This is a genomic window from Pseudomonas sp. S30 (assembly GCF_016518545.1).
Lineage (GTDB): Bacteria > Pseudomonadota > Gammaproteobacteria > Pseudomonadales > Pseudomonadaceae > Aquipseudomonas.
In genome coordinates, this window is the sequence record NZ_JACVTO010000015.1 from 134,646 (window position 1) to 150,216 (window position 15,571).

The 15,571-nt window shown below is 63.5% G+C and carries 13 protein-coding genes; 4 read left to right on the forward strand and 9 right to left on the reverse strand.

The window, feature by feature from the left end:
• Positions 1-46: 46 nt before the first annotated feature.
• On the reverse strand, positions 47-652 hold the full coding sequence (locus tag IAE34_RS17330) for an outer membrane protein (protein ID WP_200140192.1): 606 nt from the start codon (positions 650-652) through the stop codon (positions 47-49).
• Between the two features lie 137 nt (positions 653-789).
• On the opposite strand from IAE34_RS17330, the gene IAE34_RS17335 reads away from it, so the two are divergent.
• Positions 790-1,581 carry a dienelactone hydrolase family protein gene (locus IAE34_RS17335; RefSeq protein ID WP_200140193.1) on the forward strand — a complete coding sequence of 264 codons (792 nt, stop codon included), beginning with the start codon at positions 790-792 and terminating at the stop codon, positions 1,579-1,581.
• Positions 1,582-1,634: 53 nt separating this feature from the next.
• A complete protein-coding gene (locus IAE34_RS17340; protein ID WP_200140194.1) occupies positions 1,635-2,336 on the forward strand; it encodes a 4'-phosphopantetheinyl transferase family protein in 702 nt (233 codons plus the stop codon).
• A 3-nt stretch (positions 2,337-2,339) separates the two neighbouring features.
• Here IAE34_RS17340 and IAE34_RS17345 read toward each other — a convergent pair whose 3' ends face one another.
• A complete protein-coding gene (locus IAE34_RS17345; RefSeq protein WP_200140195.1) occupies positions 2,340-3,944 on the reverse strand; it encodes an ATP-binding protein in 1,605 nt (534 codons plus the stop codon).
• On the reverse strand, positions 3,941-4,642 hold the full coding sequence (locus IAE34_RS17350; RefSeq protein ID WP_200140196.1) for a response regulator transcription factor: 702 nt from the start codon (positions 4,640-4,642) through the stop codon (positions 3,941-3,943). Before IAE34_RS17350 ends, IAE34_RS17345 begins: the two co-directional genes overlap by 4 nt.
• A gap of 692 nt (positions 4,643-5,334) precedes the next feature.
• Here IAE34_RS17350 and IAE34_RS17355 point away from each other — a divergent pair.
• Together IAE34_RS17355 and IAE34_RS17360 are read left to right on the forward strand one after the other, a co-directional pair.
• Positions 5,335-8,214, forward strand: coding sequence for a ribonucleoside-diphosphate reductase subunit alpha (locus tag IAE34_RS17355; protein ID WP_200140197.1), 2,880 nt, complete (start codon positions 5,335-5,337; stop codon positions 8,212-8,214).
• Between the two features lie 237 nt (positions 8,215-8,451).
• Complete coding sequence (locus tag IAE34_RS17360) at positions 8,452-9,705, forward strand: ribonucleotide-diphosphate reductase subunit beta (RefSeq protein WP_200140198.1); 1,254 nt, start codon at positions 8,452-8,454, stop codon at positions 9,703-9,705.
• Positions 9,706-9,777: 72 nt separating this feature from the next.
• On the opposite strand, the gene IAE34_RS17365 is transcribed toward IAE34_RS17360, so the two are convergent.
• The 6 genes from IAE34_RS17365 to IAE34_RS17390 form a co-directional block, all read right to left on the reverse strand.
• A complete protein-coding gene (locus tag IAE34_RS17365; protein WP_200140199.1) occupies positions 9,778-10,233 on the reverse strand; it encodes a hypothetical protein in 456 nt (151 codons plus the stop codon).
• A gap of 41 nt (positions 10,234-10,274) precedes the next feature.
• On the reverse strand, positions 10,275-11,120 hold the full coding sequence (locus IAE34_RS17370) for a sugar phosphate isomerase/epimerase family protein (protein ID WP_200140200.1): 846 nt from the start codon (positions 11,118-11,120) through the stop codon (positions 10,275-10,277).
• Positions 11,121-11,213: 93 nt separating this feature from the next.
• Positions 11,214-12,113, reverse strand: coding sequence for a LysR family transcriptional regulator (locus IAE34_RS17375; RefSeq protein WP_200140201.1), 900 nt, complete (start codon positions 12,111-12,113; stop codon positions 11,214-11,216).
• A gap of 35 nt (positions 12,114-12,148) precedes the next feature.
• Positions 12,149-12,781 carry a glutathione S-transferase family protein gene (locus IAE34_RS17380; protein ID WP_200140202.1) on the reverse strand — a complete coding sequence of 211 codons (633 nt, stop codon included), beginning with the start codon at positions 12,779-12,781 and terminating at the stop codon, positions 12,149-12,151.
• A 132-nt stretch (positions 12,782-12,913) separates the two neighbouring features.
• Complete coding sequence (locus IAE34_RS17385; protein ID WP_200140203.1) at positions 12,914-13,468, reverse strand: UPF0149 family protein; 555 nt, start codon at positions 13,466-13,468, stop codon at positions 12,914-12,916.
• Positions 13,469-13,665: 197 nt separating this feature from the next.
• On the reverse strand, positions 13,666-15,309 hold the full coding sequence (locus IAE34_RS17390; protein ID WP_200140204.1) for an acetolactate synthase large subunit: 1,644 nt from the start codon (positions 15,307-15,309) through the stop codon (positions 13,666-13,668).
• Positions 15,310-15,571 lie beyond the last annotated feature (262 nt).

Consider the following 15,571-nt stretch of genomic DNA (forward strand, 5'->3'; position numbering starts at 1 on the left):
CGAACCGGCCAAGGCATTGCCCGGCCGGCTCATCGCGTCAGTGACTTCAGAATTTGTAGGTAGCGGCCAGGTAGGTCTGGGCGCTGCTGGTCAAGCGCAGGGAGCCCAGCTTGGGGCCTCCGTGCGGCGACAGCTCGGTGGAGGCGTTGGTGCGCAGGTAGCGATAGCCCAGCTCGACCGAGGCGTTGTTGGTGATCTCCTGGATCACACCAGCCTGCAGGCCCGCTGCATAGCCATAGTTGCTGTCGCGGCTGTAACCGGAGGATGTCTGGGTCATCTTGGTCATGCCCAGGCTGGCGCCGCCGAACAGCTTGGTGGTATCGGTCACGGGCAGGAACAGGTCATAGCTGCCGAGCAGGTTTTCCTGGCGCACCTTGATGCCACTGTGGTCGTTGGACACGTTGTCGTAGGTGACGTAGTAGCGACCCTGGTCGTTCATCTGTCCGACCCGTACGCCCCAGGTGCCGTTCTTGTGGATCACGCCGTCGGTATTGAGGTGGCCAGTATTGCGTTGCAGCAGGCCGGACTTGCGGATCTTGTCGCTGGTTTGCCCGTAGGTGATGCTGGCGAAAGTGTCGTCAGCCTGGGACGTAGCGGCGAAGCCGGTGGCGCAGACTGCCATGGCGACCATCAAGGTATTGAGTGCTTTCATGCTTTGTTTCTCCAGTGAGGTGCGCTGTGTGGGTGTGAGGGCTAGAGTAAGCAGGCCGGCCTGAACGCCCCCTGAACCCCGACTGAACCTGCGCTGAACGAACCGGACTCGGACAGCCTTCGCCCTGGAGATCCATCATGCGTTTCCTGCTTGCCCTGGCACTGATGTGCAGCGCCGCCTTCGCTCAGGCGGCGGTACAGACCCGTGAAATCCGCTATCAGGATGCCGATGGCACCCCGTTGGTCGGCTACTACGCCTATGACGACGCGGTGAGCGGCAAACGCCCGGGTATCGTCGTGGTGCATGAATGGTGGGGGCTGAACGACTACGCCAAACGCCGCGCCCGCGATCTCGCGGCGCTGGGCTACAACGCCCTGGCCATCGACATGTACGGTGACGGCAAGCACACCGAGCATCCCCAGGATGCCCAGGCATTCATGGCCGCCGCCCTCAAGGACCCGGCCGCCGCCGCGCGACGCTTCGACGCCGGGTTGGCGCTGCTCAAGTTGCAGCCCAACACCAACAAGCACGAACTGGGTGCGGTGGGTTACTGCTTCGGCGGCAAGGTGGTGCTCGATGCCGCCCGGCGCGGCGAGAAGCTCGATGGTGTGGTGAGTTTCCATGGCGCGCTGGTCACCCAGACCCCCGCCCAGCCGGGTCAGGTCAGGGCCAGGATCCTGGTCGAGCATGGCGAGGCCGACAGCATGGTCACGCCCCAGCAGGTCGAGGCGTTCAAGCAAGAAATGACCGCCGCCGGGGCAGACATGACCTTCGTCAGCCTTCCCGGAGCCAAGCATGGCTTCACCAATCCCGACGCCGATCGCCTCGGCCATGGCGAACATGGCGGCCCCGACATCGGCTACGACAAGGCCGCCGACCAACGCTCGTGGCAGGACATGCAGACCTTCTTCAAGCAGGCGTTCAAATAGGCGATCGCGGCGCCAGCCTGCTCAGCGTCGACGAAACTGGCACAATGACCGCCATGAACAGACTACCTGCCTGCTGCACGGCGCTGCAGCACCACTGGCCACTGCCCCAACCGGTCCCCGGCGCGGTGCTGGTCAGTTGCGCCTTCGATCCCGGCAACCTGGCCGCCGATGATTTCCAGCGCGCGGGTGTGGCGCAGAGCGCCAGCCTGCACCGCTCGGTGGCCAAGCGCCAGGCCGAATACCTGGCTGGCCGCGTCTGCGCGCGCGCGGCCTTGCTCAGGCTGGATGGCCGGGACTACATCCCGGACACGCAAGCCGACCGCTCGCCCCTCTGGCCCGCCGACATCCGCGGCTCCATCACCCACAGCCAGGGCTGGGCGGCAGCCGTGGTGGCCCACGACACGGCGTGTCAAGGCATCGGCCTGGATCAGGAATGCCTGCTCGAGGATGAGCGCGCCGAGCGGCTGGCCGAGCAAATCCTGACGCCGGCGGAACTCGAACGCCTGGATCGCTCGCAGCTCGGGCTGGGCGTCACACTGACCTTCTCGCTGAAGGAGAGCCTGTTCAAGGCCTTGTATCCGCTGACCCTCACGCGCTTCTATTTCGAGCATGCCGAGGTGCTGAGCTGGAGCCCCGAGGGCCATGCTCGCCTGCGCCTGCTCACCGACCTGTCGGCGCAGTGGCATCAGGGCCGCGAGTTGCAGGGCCAGTTCTGCCTGCAGGACGGGCACCTGCTGAGCCTGGTCAGCGTGTGAGGGCTACCGGGGCGCCTGGTTTCTCGGCCAGGTGAGGCTGAAACAGGCGCCGCCCAGCGTCTCGCTGCGCCCCACCAGTGCACGCCCGCCGTGCCAGTGAATGATCCGGCGCACGATGGACAAGCCCAGACCATGCCCGCCCGAGGCGCGGGTACGGCTGTCGTCCAGGCGGGTGAAGGGGATGAAAATGCGCTCCCAGTAACCCTCGGGAATACCCGGCCCGTCATCCTCCACAGCGATCCGACACATCCTGGCATCGCACTGCACGCTCAGGCGAACCTCGGATCGTGCATGGCGCAGCGCGTTGCTCACCAGATTCTGCAAGGCACGGTGCAGGTAGCGGGGCTCGGCCTCCACCTGCACCGGTGCCGACTCGCCGTCCAGGTCGCTGACACGGGTGACGCGGATATCGGCGCGCAACGGTGCCAGTTCGGCGATGATCCGCTCGACCAGCCGCTGCACATCCACCTGCTGGAAGTGCAGCGCCGGTGCGCCCTGTTCCAGCCGGGCGTAGGTGAGCATTTCGTCGACCAGCTCGTCCAGGTCCTGGATGTCGCTGTCCATGCCTTGCAGATGCTTGGCCCGCCCCTGTTCGGTGTTCGCCGCTTCCAGCATCTCCAGGCCGAAGCGCAGGCGCGCCACTGGCGTGCGCAGCTCATGGGACACCGCGCGAACCAGTTCACGCTGCATGCCCAGCGAGCGCTGCAGGTGTTCGGCCATGCCATTGAACGCTGCGGCCAGTCGCCCCACCGAGTCGGCGTCGCCGTCCGGTACCCGGGTCTGCAGGCTACCCTGGGCGATGCGCGAGGCGGCCAGCTCCAGCCCGCAGATACGCCGCTCCAGCTGACGCACCAGCAGATAGACCACCAGCCCGATCAGACACAGCCCCACCAGCGCAATGGCGATCAGCAACGCAGGCGGATACGGGTCGAACTGATGCAGCGGACCGATCTCCAGCACCCAGGGCGAGCCCGGCAAGCCGGCGAACACGCGAATCGCGTCGCCTTCGCGGTCAAGGGCCATGACGGTATCGCCCTCCTCCACGCGTCGACGCTGATCGTCGTCCAGCCCTGCACGCTCGATCCGCTGCAAGGCCACCGCGAACGCGAAACCCTTGCTCTGGTGCAGTTGCGCCAGGCGCTGCGGTTGCTCGGTCACCGGGTAGCGCACCAGCTCATCGGCCAACAGGTACAACGTGGCGCGCGCCAGTTGCTCGCTGATCTGCTTGACCTGCGCCACCAGCAGCCAATCCTCCTGGCCGACCTGGCGCAGCACCCTGGCGGCGTGGGCGCCGGTCTTTTCCACCACCACCCGCCCCTGTGACAGGCGGCTGCGCTGGCCCGCATCGAGTGGCTGCGCGGACAACGGCAGCAACTGCAACGGCACGCCGAGCAGGCGCGTCCAGATCAGCAGCGCGCGCTTGCGCTCGATCTCGCTCTGCAACGCCAGGTTATCCGCCATCAGGCTGAAGGTGCCTTGGGCCAGGCCCTCGCGGTACTGGCTGGCGCGCACCTGGTTGACCACCTGCAGGCTCAGCACGCCCAGCACCGCGACCAGCACCAGCACCCCCAGCATACCGCCGTAGATACGCAGGAAAATCGAGTTCATGGCGCGACATCGCCGACGAACAGGTAGCCTTTGCTGCGCAGGGTCTTGATCAGGCGCGGATGCAGCGGATCATCGCCGATCTTCGGCCGGATCTTGGAAATGCGGATATCGATGGACCTGTCCTGACCATCGTGACCGACGCCGCGCAGGGCGGTTGAAATCTGCTCGCGCGACAAGACCTGCCCGGCATTGCTGGCCAGCAGCCATAGCAGGTCGAATTCAGCCCCCGTCAGCTCGATCGGTCGCCCGTCGAGCCAGGCCTCGCGCAGACGGTGGTCGACACGCAAGGCGCCGAAGCTCAGTTCATCGGCCTTCACCGCGCCCGCCTCGCCACGGCGCAGCAGGGCATGAATGCGCGCCAGCAGCAGACGCGGGCGCACAGGCTTGCAGACATAGTCGTCAGCGCCGAGGTCCAGCCCCTGGACCTGATCGAGCTCGTCGGTGCGGGCCGTGAGCATCAGAATGGGCTTGGCGAACCCACCTCGCACACGACGACAGATACTCAGGCCATCTTCGCCCGGCAGCATCAGGTCGAGCACCACCAGGTCTGGCTGGCTGTCCAGAATGCGTCGGGCCGCCCGCGCACCGTCGCGCTCCACGGCCACCTCGAAACCGTTGCTGTGCAGATACTCCGCGGTAAGGTCGGCCAGGCGTGGATCGTCCTCGACGATGAGGATGCGGGGGCGGAGCAGGTCCATCGCCTTCACCTTTTGATCAGGGATATTCGCTTGCGGCACGTGTACGGGCGCCCGTCGGGCATCGCCCCGGCGCGCACAGCGCATCTCGGATACTACGTTCAGCCTGTCGAACTGCCAACCGCTCGGCGCCTGCGCTTCGAGCCCTGATCAGGGGTGAAAACAGGTCCGCGCCTGTAGCGACAAGGGCTACAGCGAACCACCCAATTTCACTCACAAAGTACCCACAAGATATCCACAGCTGCTCGCCTTGCAAACACCCCGATACCGCATTATCTTGTATCCCCAGCGCGGAGAACCACTACATATTGTGGATCCACCCAGAATCACAAACACAAGTCCACGCCGAAACTCAAGCGATTTTTCTGCCGGAACTTCCAGTGATTTCAGCAGCCAAACCGCTCCTGCACAGGCGCGACCGAGGCAAGCCACCATGGCCTTGTTCGGGTATGGGTGACACAGGCATCGCCTGGCACCTGACAGCAACAGTTCCTGGGCGAACCCAGGATCTTTGACTTCGGCCAGGGAGCGGCGAGCCATCGTCCCAATTCCTGAGTCTGTCCCGAAGTCGGCAATCCCGAGTGGGCGAACGCACCTGTGCGTGCCGTTCGCCCCCGGGCCTGCCCACCGATGGATGGAACGGTGGGCGTCCACAAGACGCCCGAACACTATAGAAACTGTGGAGACACCCACCCATGCACACCGACACGACTCGCGAGAACTCGCAGGCCGCAGCACCGCAGACCGCCGATTCCAAGCAGGATCTGGCTGCGACCGCTCCGGGCCAACTGCGCGTGATCAAGCGTAACGGTACCGTCGTTCCCTACACCGACGACAAGATCACCGTCGCCATCACCAAGGCGTTCCTCGCAGTCGAGGGCGGCACCGCTGCCGCTTCGTCGCGTATCCACGACACCGTCGCGCGCCTGACCGAGCAGGTCAGCGCCACGTTCAAGCGTCGCATGCCGTCGGGTGGCACCATCCACATCGAAGAAATCCAGGACCAGGTCGAACTGGCCCTGATGCGCGCCGGTGAGCAGAAGGTCGCCCGCGACTACGTGATCTATCGCGAGCAACGCGCCAAGGAGCGCGCCACCCGCGTGAACACCGACAGCGTGGTCGAGCCGCACCCGAGCATCCGCATCACCCTGGCCGATGGCAGCCTGGCGCCCCTGGACATGGCGCGCCTGAACACCATCATCAGCGAAGCCTGCGAAGGCCTGGCCGAAGTCGACGGCGACCTGATCCAGCGCGAGACCCTGAAGAACCTCTACGACGGCGTAGCCCTCAAGGACGTCAACACCGCGCTGGTGATGACCGCCCGCACCCTGGTCGAGCGCGAGCCGAACTACTCGTTCGTCACCGCCCGCCTGCTGATGGACACCCTGCGTGCCGAAGGCCTGGGCTTCCTGGGCGTGGCCGAGAGCGCCACCCACCATGAAATGGCCGAGCTGTACGCCAAGGCCCTGCCGGCCTACGTCGAAAAAGGCGTGGAGTTCGAGCTGCTGGACTCGGCCCTCAAGGGCTACGACCTGGAGCGCCTGGGCAAGGCCATCGATCACGAGCGCGACCAGCAGTTCACCTACCTGGGCCTGCAGACCCTCTACGACCGCTACTTCATCCACAAGGATGGCGTACGTTTCGAGCTGCCGCAGGTGTTCTTCATGCGTGTGGCCATGGGCCTGGCACTCCAGGAGAAAGACCGCGAAGCCCGCGCGATCGAGTTCTACAACCTGTTGTCGTCCTTCGACTACATGGCCTCGACCCCGACCCTGTTCAACGCCGGCACCCTGCGTCCGCAGCTCTCCAGCTGCTACCTGACCACCGTTCCGGACGACCTGTCGGGCATCTACAAGGCCATCCACGACAACGCCATGCTGTCCAAATTCGCCGGCGGCCTGGGCAACGACTGGACTCCGGTACGCGCCCTGGGCTCGTACATCAAGGGCACCAACGGCAAGTCCCAGGGCGTCGTGCCGTTCCTCAAGGTGGTCAACGACACCGCCGTGGCGGTCAACCAGGGCGGCAAGCGCAAGGGCGCGGTCTGCGCCTACCTGGAAACCTGGCACCTGGACATCGAGGAATTCCTCGAGCTGCGCAAGAACACCGGTGACGACCGTCGCCGTACCCACGACATGAACACCGCCAACTGGATTCCGGACCTGTTCATGAAGCGTGTGTTCGACGACGGCAAGTGGACGCTGTTCTCGCCCTCGGAAGTGCCCGACCTGCACGATCTGACCGGCAAGGCCTTCGAAGAGCGCTACGAGTACTACGAAGCCCTGACCGAATACAACAAGATCAAGGTGTTCAAGACCGTCCAGGCCAAAGACCTGTGGCGCAAGATGCTGTCGATGCTGTTCGAGACCGGCCACCCGTGGCTGACCTTCAAGGACCCGTGCAACCTGCGCTCGCCGCAGCAGCACGTGGGCGTGGTGCACAGCTCGAACCTGTGCACCGAGATCACCCTGAACACCAACGCCGATGAAATCGCCGTGTGCAACCTGGGTTCGATCAACCTGCCTAACCACATCACCGACGGCAAGCTGGATACCGCCAAGCTGGCGCGCACCGTCAAGACTGCCGTGCGCATGCTCGACAACGTCATCGACATCAACTACTACTCGGTGCCCCAGGCGCAGAACTCGAACTTCAAGCACCGCCCGGTCGGCCTGGGCATCATGGGCTTCCAGGACGCGCTGTACCTGCAGCACATCCCCTATGGCTCGGACGCTGCCGTCGAGTTCGCCGACAAGTCCATGGAAGCGGTCAGCTTCTATGCCATCCAGGCCTCGTGCGATCTGGCCGACGAGCGTGGCGCCTACCAGACCTTCGACGGTTCGCTGTGGTCCAAGGGCATCCTGCCGCTGGATTCGCAACAGATCCTGATCGAGGCCCGTGGCGCCAAGTACATCGACGTCAACCTGGAAGAGTCGTTGGACTGGGCACCGGTGCGCGAGCGCGTCAAGAAGGGCATTCGCAACTCGAACATCATGGCCATCGCGCCGACCGCGACCATCGCCAACATCACCGGCGTGTCGCAGTCGATCGAACCGACCTACCAGAACCTGTACGTCAAATCGAACCTGTCGGGCGAGTTTACCGTCATCAACCCGTACCTGGTCCGCGACCTGAAGGCTCGCGACCTGTGGGACTCGGTGATGATCAACGACCTGAAGTACTACGACGGTTCGGTGCAGCAGATCGAGCGGATCCCCCAGGAACTGAAGGACCTGTACGCCACCGCGTTCGAAGTGGACACCAAGTGGATCGTCGACGCCGCCTCGCGTCGCCAGAAGTGGATCGACCAGGCTCAGTCGCTGAACCTGTACATCGCCGGCGCTTCGGGCAAGAAGCTGGACGTGACCTACCGCATGGCCTGGTACCGTGGCCTGAAGACCACCTACTACCTCCGTGCCCTGGCCGCGACCAGCACCGAGAAGTCGACCATCAACACCGGCAAGCTCAACGCCGTTTCCAGCGGTGGCGACAGCGCCCCGGTCCAGGCCGCCGGTCCGGCACCTGTGCCCAAGGCCTGCGCCATTGACGAGCCAGACTGCGAAGCCTGCCAGTAAGGTGCCACTGAGGCTTCCCCCGGGAAGCCTCAACCTTCTGTGCCACGGCACAGTCCTGTAGGCGAGCTCATCACCGCTCTACAGCCCTATAAAAGAAAGCCGAGGCATTCGCCTCGGTCAGCCTCATCGGCACTCCAGATTTGCGTGCACGGCAGTACCCCACCCGGGGCCCAAGCAGCGCAACCAAGATCCACCGGCCATACTCCACCCATGGCCCTCGAGCAGGAGAATCTCATCATGCTGAGCTGGGACGAATTCGACAAAGAAGACGACGGCGAAGTCGCCGCCAAAGGCAACACCACCGCACAGGCCAACGCCAGCGCCGCCCTCGATAAACTCGACAGCGCCGGCGGTGCCGCCGCCCTGGAAGCCCGTGCCGCCACTGCTGCCGACTCCGATGCGGTCAAGCGCGCCAAGGCCGCCCTCGACGCCCTCGACATCGCCGAAGGCCTGGCCGAGCTGGAGGGCTCCTCGGCCCGCGTCGCGGTCGACGAGAAGCGCATGATCAACTGCCGCGCCGACCTCAACCAGCTCGTGCCCTTCAAGTACGACTGGGCCTGGCAGAAGTACCTCGACGGCTGCGCCAACCACTGGATGCCGCAAGAGGTCAACATGACCGCCGACATCGCCCTGTGGAAGAGCATGGATGGCCTGACCGAAGACGAGCGCCGCATCGTCATGCGCAACCTCGGCTTCTTCTCCACCGCCGACTCGCTGGTCGCCAACAACCTGGCCCTGGCCGTGTACCGCCTTATCACCAACCCCGAGTGCCGCCAGTACATCCTGCGCCAGGCCTTCGAAGAAGCGATCCACACCCACGCCTACCAGTACTGCATCGAATCGCTGGGCATGGATGAAGGCGAGATCTTCAACATGTACCACGAGATCCCGTCGGTCGCGAAGAAAGCCGCCTGGGGCCTGAAGTACACGCGCGCCATCTCCGATCCCGAGTTCAACACCGGCACCGTGGAGACCGACAAGGAACTGCTGCGCAACCTGATCGCCTACTACTGCGTACTGGAAGGCATCTTCTTCTATTGCGGCTTCACGCAGATCCTGTCCATGGGCCGTCGCAACAAGATGACTGGCGTCGCCGAGCAGTTCCAGTACATCCTGCGCGACGAGTCGATGCACCTGAACTTCGGCATCGACGTGATCAACCAGATCAAGATCGAGAACCCGCACCTGTGGGACGCGGCGATGAAGGAAGAAGCGACCCAGATGATCCTGCAAGGGACCCAGCTGGAGATCGAATACGCCCGCGACACCATGCCTCGCGGCGTACTGGGCATGAACGCGGCCATGATGGAGGATTACCTCAAGTTCATCGCCAACCGTCGCCTGACCCAGATCGGTCTGAAGGAAGAATACCCGGGCACCACCAACCCGTTCCCGTGGATGAGCGAGATCATGGACTTGAAGAAAGAGAAGAACTTCTTCGAGACGCGAGTGATCGAGTATCAGACTGGCGGGGCGTTGAGCTGGGACTGATGAGGAAGCCACCGAAAGGTGGCTTTTTTGTGCCCGATGATTGGCATCGAGTGGCTTGGTAGAGTTTCAGGGCTATGTCGCCGCCGCCTCGACCCGCTCCACCATCACCTGCTGCTGCGTCTGCAGATCCGTCAGAATGACCTGGTGCTCGTTGCGATCAGGCGTGATCATTATCGAGCGAATGAGGCGGACGTCTCCCTTGTCACGCGTCTGGATGTTCTCGAACGTCACGATGATGGACTGGTTGCGCCAGTGACCGATGTCGAAACCGCCCGCGGCCAGGAACACCTCGATGTTGCGCTGGTCGTTGAATGTCTTGGCCGGTAGCACCAGCGGCCGGTCGTTGAGGAAGACCTGGTAATACTGGTGCGTACCAGCCGGGAAGTTGTGCTGGACCACGTGCTCGATTCGCCAGTGATGGACCGTGTTCTCGTACACCACGGTACGCTCGGTCTGCTGGCCGCTGCAGGCGGCCAGGAGCGGCAGGGCGAGCAGGCCCAGGCTTTTACGGAGTGTGCGCAGGATCATCGTGTGGGTTCGCTATAGGTCAACATTACCGGGGACCTAGCCTACGCATTCTGCCTACCGGCGCGCAATGCACCGAAGATACCGGCGCTGGCTTCGACAGCCTGCACCAGGGTGGCCTTGTCCGCCCACAACGAGTCGTCCACGTCCTCGGAAAAAATCTCCAGCACATAATTGCCGTGGTAACCGCAGGTGCTGAGCTTCTCCAGTAGTGGGCCGAACGGCAGGCGGCCCTGACCCAGGGCGCGGCGGTCATGCAGGGAACGCGGGCGGCGCCAGTCGGCCAGTTGCACCAGAAACAGCCCTTGGGCGCAGATGCTCTCGAGCAGCCCAGCGTCCTGCCAGCTGTTGTACAGGTCAAGGCATACACCGAAGCTTGGATGGTGCACCTGCTCGGCCATTTCATGGGCCTGGGAATAGGAGAACAGCACCGAGTTGCGATTCATCAACGACGGACCCAACGCCTCCAGCGCAATCAGCATGCCCTGAGCCTGGGCATGACGAGCCAGCGCACCATAGTGCTCGACGCAGCCGTCCCACACCTTGGCCTCGTCACCGCCTGCTGCGCCGGTATTGGTGACCAGGGGCACGCCCGGCCAGTAGCGGCTGAAACGGCTGACCGACGCCATCAACGCGTCCAGGCGAGCTTCGGGCGCCGCCGGTTCGGGGTCGGACGCAGAAGGAAAGATCGTCAGGGTTCGGGGCTGGATGGACGTCACCCGCACGCCGCTACCCTGGATGAACGCCAATTGCTCATCGGCTTCGCCGGGATCGAGCGACAGCTTCTTCTCCGCGATCTCAAGGCCCGCGCCCAGGCGCAGGCAGAGGTCGATGTCCTCTTGCAGGGTCAACGGAGCGGTGGTGATCTGGCTGATGGCCAGGTTGCGCATGGTGCCTCCAGGTTGCCGTGGATGAACGAGGTGATGACCTCACCTTTCACAGGCAGCTGGGCAGGCTCATTGGTTCAGATTACCCGGGAGCACTCAATTCAGATAACGGTGGCAGCGCAGGTGAGCCGCCAGATGATCGATGAAGGTGCGCACCTTGACCGAGCCATGCCTGCTCTCCCGGTGCAGGACATGGATAGGCCAAGGTGACTCCTCGAACGCCTCCAGCACCACCGTCAACGCGCCCTGTGCGATCTGGTCTGCAACCTGGTAGGACATTTGTTGGGCAATGCCCAGCCCCGCGCATGCCGCGGCGATGGCGCCGTCGTTGCTGGTCACCGACAGGCGAGGCTTTATACGCAGTGCCACAGGCTCGCCAGACTCGCTGAAACGCCAGACAGCACCTGAGCCTGCGCTACTGCTGGCGATCAGGACATGACTGGCGAGGTCGGCTGGCCGCCGCGGTGTGCCATGCTGCGCCAGATACCCCGGCGAGGCGCAGAGCACCCGTCGCACCTGTCCTACACGCAAGGCGCGCAGCCCGGAGTCGGGCAGATGGCCGATGCGCACGGCTACGTCCATCCCCTCCTCCACCACATTCACCAGGCGGTCGAGAAAGAAGGCGCAGACGTCTACCTCGGGGTGCGCCTGGAGAAAGTCGACGATACACGGCATGACGTACGTCCGGCCGAACAATACAGGCGCGGTGATGCTGAGCGTGCCCTTGAGCGAGGCGTTGACGCCGGCAGCCGCCTCGTCAGCCTCCACGAGGCTCGCCAGAATGGCGCGACTGTCGTCCAGATAGCGCCGGCCAGCTTCGGTGACGCGCACGCTGCGGGTAGTGCGCTGCACCAGCTTGACTCCCAGACGCGTCTCCAGCGCACTGACCGCGCGTGTCACCGCAGCCGGCGAGATGCCCAGGCGACGTGCCGCAGCGGCAAAGCCTTCGAGCTCGCCGACAGCGACGAACACTTTCATCAAATGGAACGGGTCCATGGTCGCTCTCGGCAGCGCAGGTCAGAGGACGTCGCTCAGGGCTGGGCCTGCAAGCCCGCAACGGTACGTGGCATCCCCACGAAGCCCGGCAGCGCTTCGATACGGGCCAGCCAGGCTCGTACATGGGTGTACGCCTGGAGTGAGACATTACCTTCGGGCGCGTGCGCCGTGTAGGAATAATTAGCGACATCGGCGATGGTCGGCTTATCACCCGCCAGGAAGGCCCGATTGGCCAGTTCGCCATCCATCACCTTGAGCAGGTTGTGCGCGCGGGTGATGACCTCATCGGCATCGAACGCGTAGCCGAAGACGGTGATCAGCCGTGCTGCGGCCGGGCCGAACGCCAACGGTCCGGCCGCCACCGTCAACCATCGTTGCACCTGTGCCTGGCCGTAGGGATCCTGCGGCAGCCAGCGACCGTCGCCGTAGGTGGTGGCGAGGTACACCAGAATCGCGTTGGAGTCCGCTATCACCTTACCGTTGTCGTCGATGACGGGCACTTGCCCGAAAGGATTCATCGCCAGAAAGGCGGGCTGCTTGTGTTCGCCCTGTGCCAGGTCCACGGCGACGATTTCGGTCGGCAGGTCCAGCAGTGAAAGCATGAGTTTGACACGGTGAGCATGGCCGGAAGTGACGAAGTCATAAAGCTTGATCGGGGCCGCAGGCATGGCGTTTCTCCAGGGTATCAGCGATGGCGCGCAGGACTGATCCTGCGCCCGAATGTCCAATGCGAGAATGCCCGCGTCAGGCAATCAACCGTTTCGCCTGGAGAAATGATCATCCAAGCCAGCACTGCTGCATCACTGCGTGGGCTGGTGATGATAGCGATACAGCACACGTACGGCCTCGATCAATTGCGGTACGCAGGCTTCACGGTCCGCCGCGCTCATTGCGTCGAGCAATTCATAGTTGTCTTCGAGCCCGTGCAGGGAGATGGCCTTGAGCTGAGCGTCGCACTGAGGCGGTAGCACCGGCCATTCGGCCACTTGGGTGCCGCGCATGTAGCCGAAGCACCATTCCTCAAGCACGACTACGGTGCCCTCGTCGGTCTCGCTTTCCTCCAGCAGGGGCTGGAACTGGTCGAGATCATCGGCCAGCTCATCGGCGATCTGACTGGCATAGCGCAGCATCAGTGCAGTATAGGCTTCTTCGTGGGCAGGCTTCTTGAACTTGGGCACCTTGCCACCGGCGACGGCCGGAAGCCAGTGCTCGGGGGTGACCTTGACCGGCGAGCTGGCAAGGGCGGTGAAAAAGCCGTTGAGTTCAGCGAGGTTGATCACCGAGTAGTCGTTGCCATAGGTGATCAGCAGGTCTTCGAGACGATCGAGTTCTTTTTCGCTCAGAGTGGGCAGCATGGGGCAGTCCTGGATAGGGAGAGGTGCACCCTAGCACAGGCTTGGCGAAGGAAGGACGTTACGAGGCTCTGTCTGAAAAGCCTGAAGGGCGGGTATCGACCGGTGGGTGGCCAGGTCAGAAGCCCTGGACGTGGAAAACCAGTTGCAGCGGCCCGCTTGCATCACCCTAGGCAATGCAAGCGGCGCTGGTCACGGCATCAGACAGCCAATGCGCGCTCACGCAGTTCGCTGTTGAGGATGCGATCGTTCTCGCTGTAGTCGACCGGGCAGTCGATCACATGCACACCCGGGGTTTTGATGCAGTGCTCGAGCAGTGGCAGCAGTGCCTCGGCGCTTTCCACACGGTGTCCATTGGCACCGTAGGCTTCGGCGTACTTGACGAAGTCCGGGTTGCCGTAGTCCAGGCCGAAATCGGTGAAGCCCATGTTGGCCTGCTTCCAGCGGATCATGCCGTAGCCATCGTCACGCAGAATCACCACGGTGATGTGCATGCCCAGGCGTACGGCAGTCTCGAGCTCCTGGCTGTTCATCATGAAACCGCCATCGCCGCAGACCGAGATCACCGGACGCTCCGGGTAGACCAGGTGCGCGGCCATGGCCGATGGCAGGCCCGCGCCCATGGTGGCCAAGGCGTTGTCCAGCAGCACGGTGTTGGGCTTGTGGGCCTTGTAGTTGCGGGCGAACCAGATCTTGTAGATGCCGTTGTCCAGAGCAACGATACCCTCGGAAGGCAGCACGCGGCGGATATCGGCGACCATGCGCTGGGGGTAGACCGGGAAACGGTCGTCGTCTGCGCCTTCGACGATCTGCGCCTCGTTAGCTTCGCGGATCGTCATCAGGCGAGTGAAATCCCAATGCGAGGTATCTTCCAGCGCTTCACCGATCTGCCAGACGGCGTTGGCGATATCACCAATCACTTCGATCTGCGGGAAATAGACGGCGTCCACTTCGGCGGAGCGGAAGTTGATGTGGATGACCTCCGTACCGCCGCGCACCATGAAAAAGGGCGGTTTTTCGATGACGTCATGGCCGATGTTGACGATCAGATCGGCCGCTTCCACGGCGCGGTGCACGAAGTCGCCCGAGGACAAGGCAGCGTTGCCGAGGAAGCGCGGATGACGCTCGTCGACCACACCCTTGCCCATCTGCGTGGTGATGAAGGGGATGCCGGTCTTGTCGATCAGTTGCTTGAGGACCTTGGCGGTCATCTTGCGGTTGGCTCCGGCACCGATTACCAGGATCGGGCTGCGCGCATGCTTGAGCTTCTCCACAGCAGCTTCCACGGCCTTGTTCTCGGCCAGCGGGCGGCGGTGCAGGCTGGGCGGGATCGGCAGGGAGTCGGTCTGCTCGGCAGCGATGTCCTCGGGCAGTTCCAGATGCACGGCACCGGGCTTCTCTTCTTCGGCCAGACGGAAGGCTTCGCGCATGCGCGCAGGAATGTTGTCGGCCGAGGCGAACTGGTGGGTGTACTTGGTGATGGGATCCATCATACCGCACACATCGATGATCTGGAAGCGACCCTGCTTGGACTTCTTGATCGGCTTCTGGCCGGTGATCATCATCATCGGCATGCCGCCCAAATAGGCGTAGGCGCTGGCAGTGACCAGGTTGGTGGCACCAGGGCCGAGGGTGGACAGGCTGACGCCGGTCTTGCCGGTGAGACGGCCATAGGTGGCGGCCATGAAACCTGCAGACTGTTCGTGACGGGTCAGTACCAGCTTGATCTTCGACTTGCGCAGGGATTCCAGCAGGTCGAGGTTCTCCTCGCCAGGAATGCCGAATACATACTCGACACCTTCGTTTTCCAGGCATTGCACAACGACATCGGCGGCCTTGGCCATCTTGCTACTTACCTCACATGGTCGGACGGTGGTGAAGCCCAGGGGCGTGTCCCACATCGGGTGGGCACGAAGGCGGAATGTCTTGTCCCGCTTCTAGCTTGACGCAGGGGGGCTGGGGGGAGTCACGTGAGATCAAGGTATTTAGTCGACTGCTGGCAGATACTGTGCGCTTGTCGCGCTGCTGGACGGTCGATAGGCCCGGGAAGAAACGCAATCGCCAAAAAGACAAAACCCCTACCTGCGCGAGCAGATAGGGGTTTTG

Coding starts and splice junctions, on each gene's coding strand:
- IAE34_RS17380 (WP_200140202.1), bottom strand. CDS start 12,781: ATGCCTGCGGCCCCGATCAAGCTTTATGACTTCGTCACTTCCGGCCAT.
- IAE34_RS17340 (WP_200140194.1), top strand. CDS start 1,635: ATGAACAGACTACCTGCCTGCTGCACGGCGCTGCAGCACCACTGGCCA.
- IAE34_RS17370 (WP_200140200.1), bottom strand. CDS start 11,120: ATGCGCAACCTGGCCATCAGCCAGATCACCACCGCTCCGTTGACCCTG.
- IAE34_RS17360 (WP_200140198.1), top strand. CDS start 8,452: ATGCTGAGCTGGGACGAATTCGACAAAGAAGACGACGGCGAAGTCGCC.
- IAE34_RS17335 (WP_200140193.1), top strand. CDS start 790: ATGCGTTTCCTGCTTGCCCTGGCACTGATGTGCAGCGCCGCCTTCGCT.
- IAE34_RS17330 (WP_200140192.1), bottom strand. CDS start 652: ATGAAAGCACTCAATACCTTGATGGTCGCCATGGCAGTCTGCGCCACC.
- IAE34_RS17365 (WP_200140199.1), bottom strand. CDS start 10,233: ATGATCCTGCGCACACTCCGTAAAAGCCTGGGCCTGCTCGCCCTGCCG.
- IAE34_RS17350 (WP_200140196.1), bottom strand. CDS start 4,642: ATGGACCTGCTCCGCCCCCGCATCCTCATCGTCGAGGACGATCCACGC.
- IAE34_RS17355 (WP_200140197.1), top strand. CDS start 5,335: ATGCACACCGACACGACTCGCGAGAACTCGCAGGCCGCAGCACCGCAG.
- IAE34_RS17345 (WP_200140195.1), bottom strand. CDS start 3,944: ATGAACTCGATTTTCCTGCGTATCTACGGCGGTATGCTGGGGGTGCTG.
- IAE34_RS17375 (WP_200140201.1), bottom strand. CDS start 12,113: ATGGACCCGTTCCATTTGATGAAAGTGTTCGTCGCTGTCGGCGAGCTC.
- IAE34_RS17390 (WP_200140204.1), bottom strand. CDS start 15,309: ATGGCCAAGGCCGCCGATGTCGTTGTGCAATGCCTGGAAAACGAAGGT.
- IAE34_RS17385 (WP_200140203.1), bottom strand. CDS start 13,468: ATGCTGCCCACTCTGAGCGAAAAAGAACTCGATCGTCTCGAAGACCTG.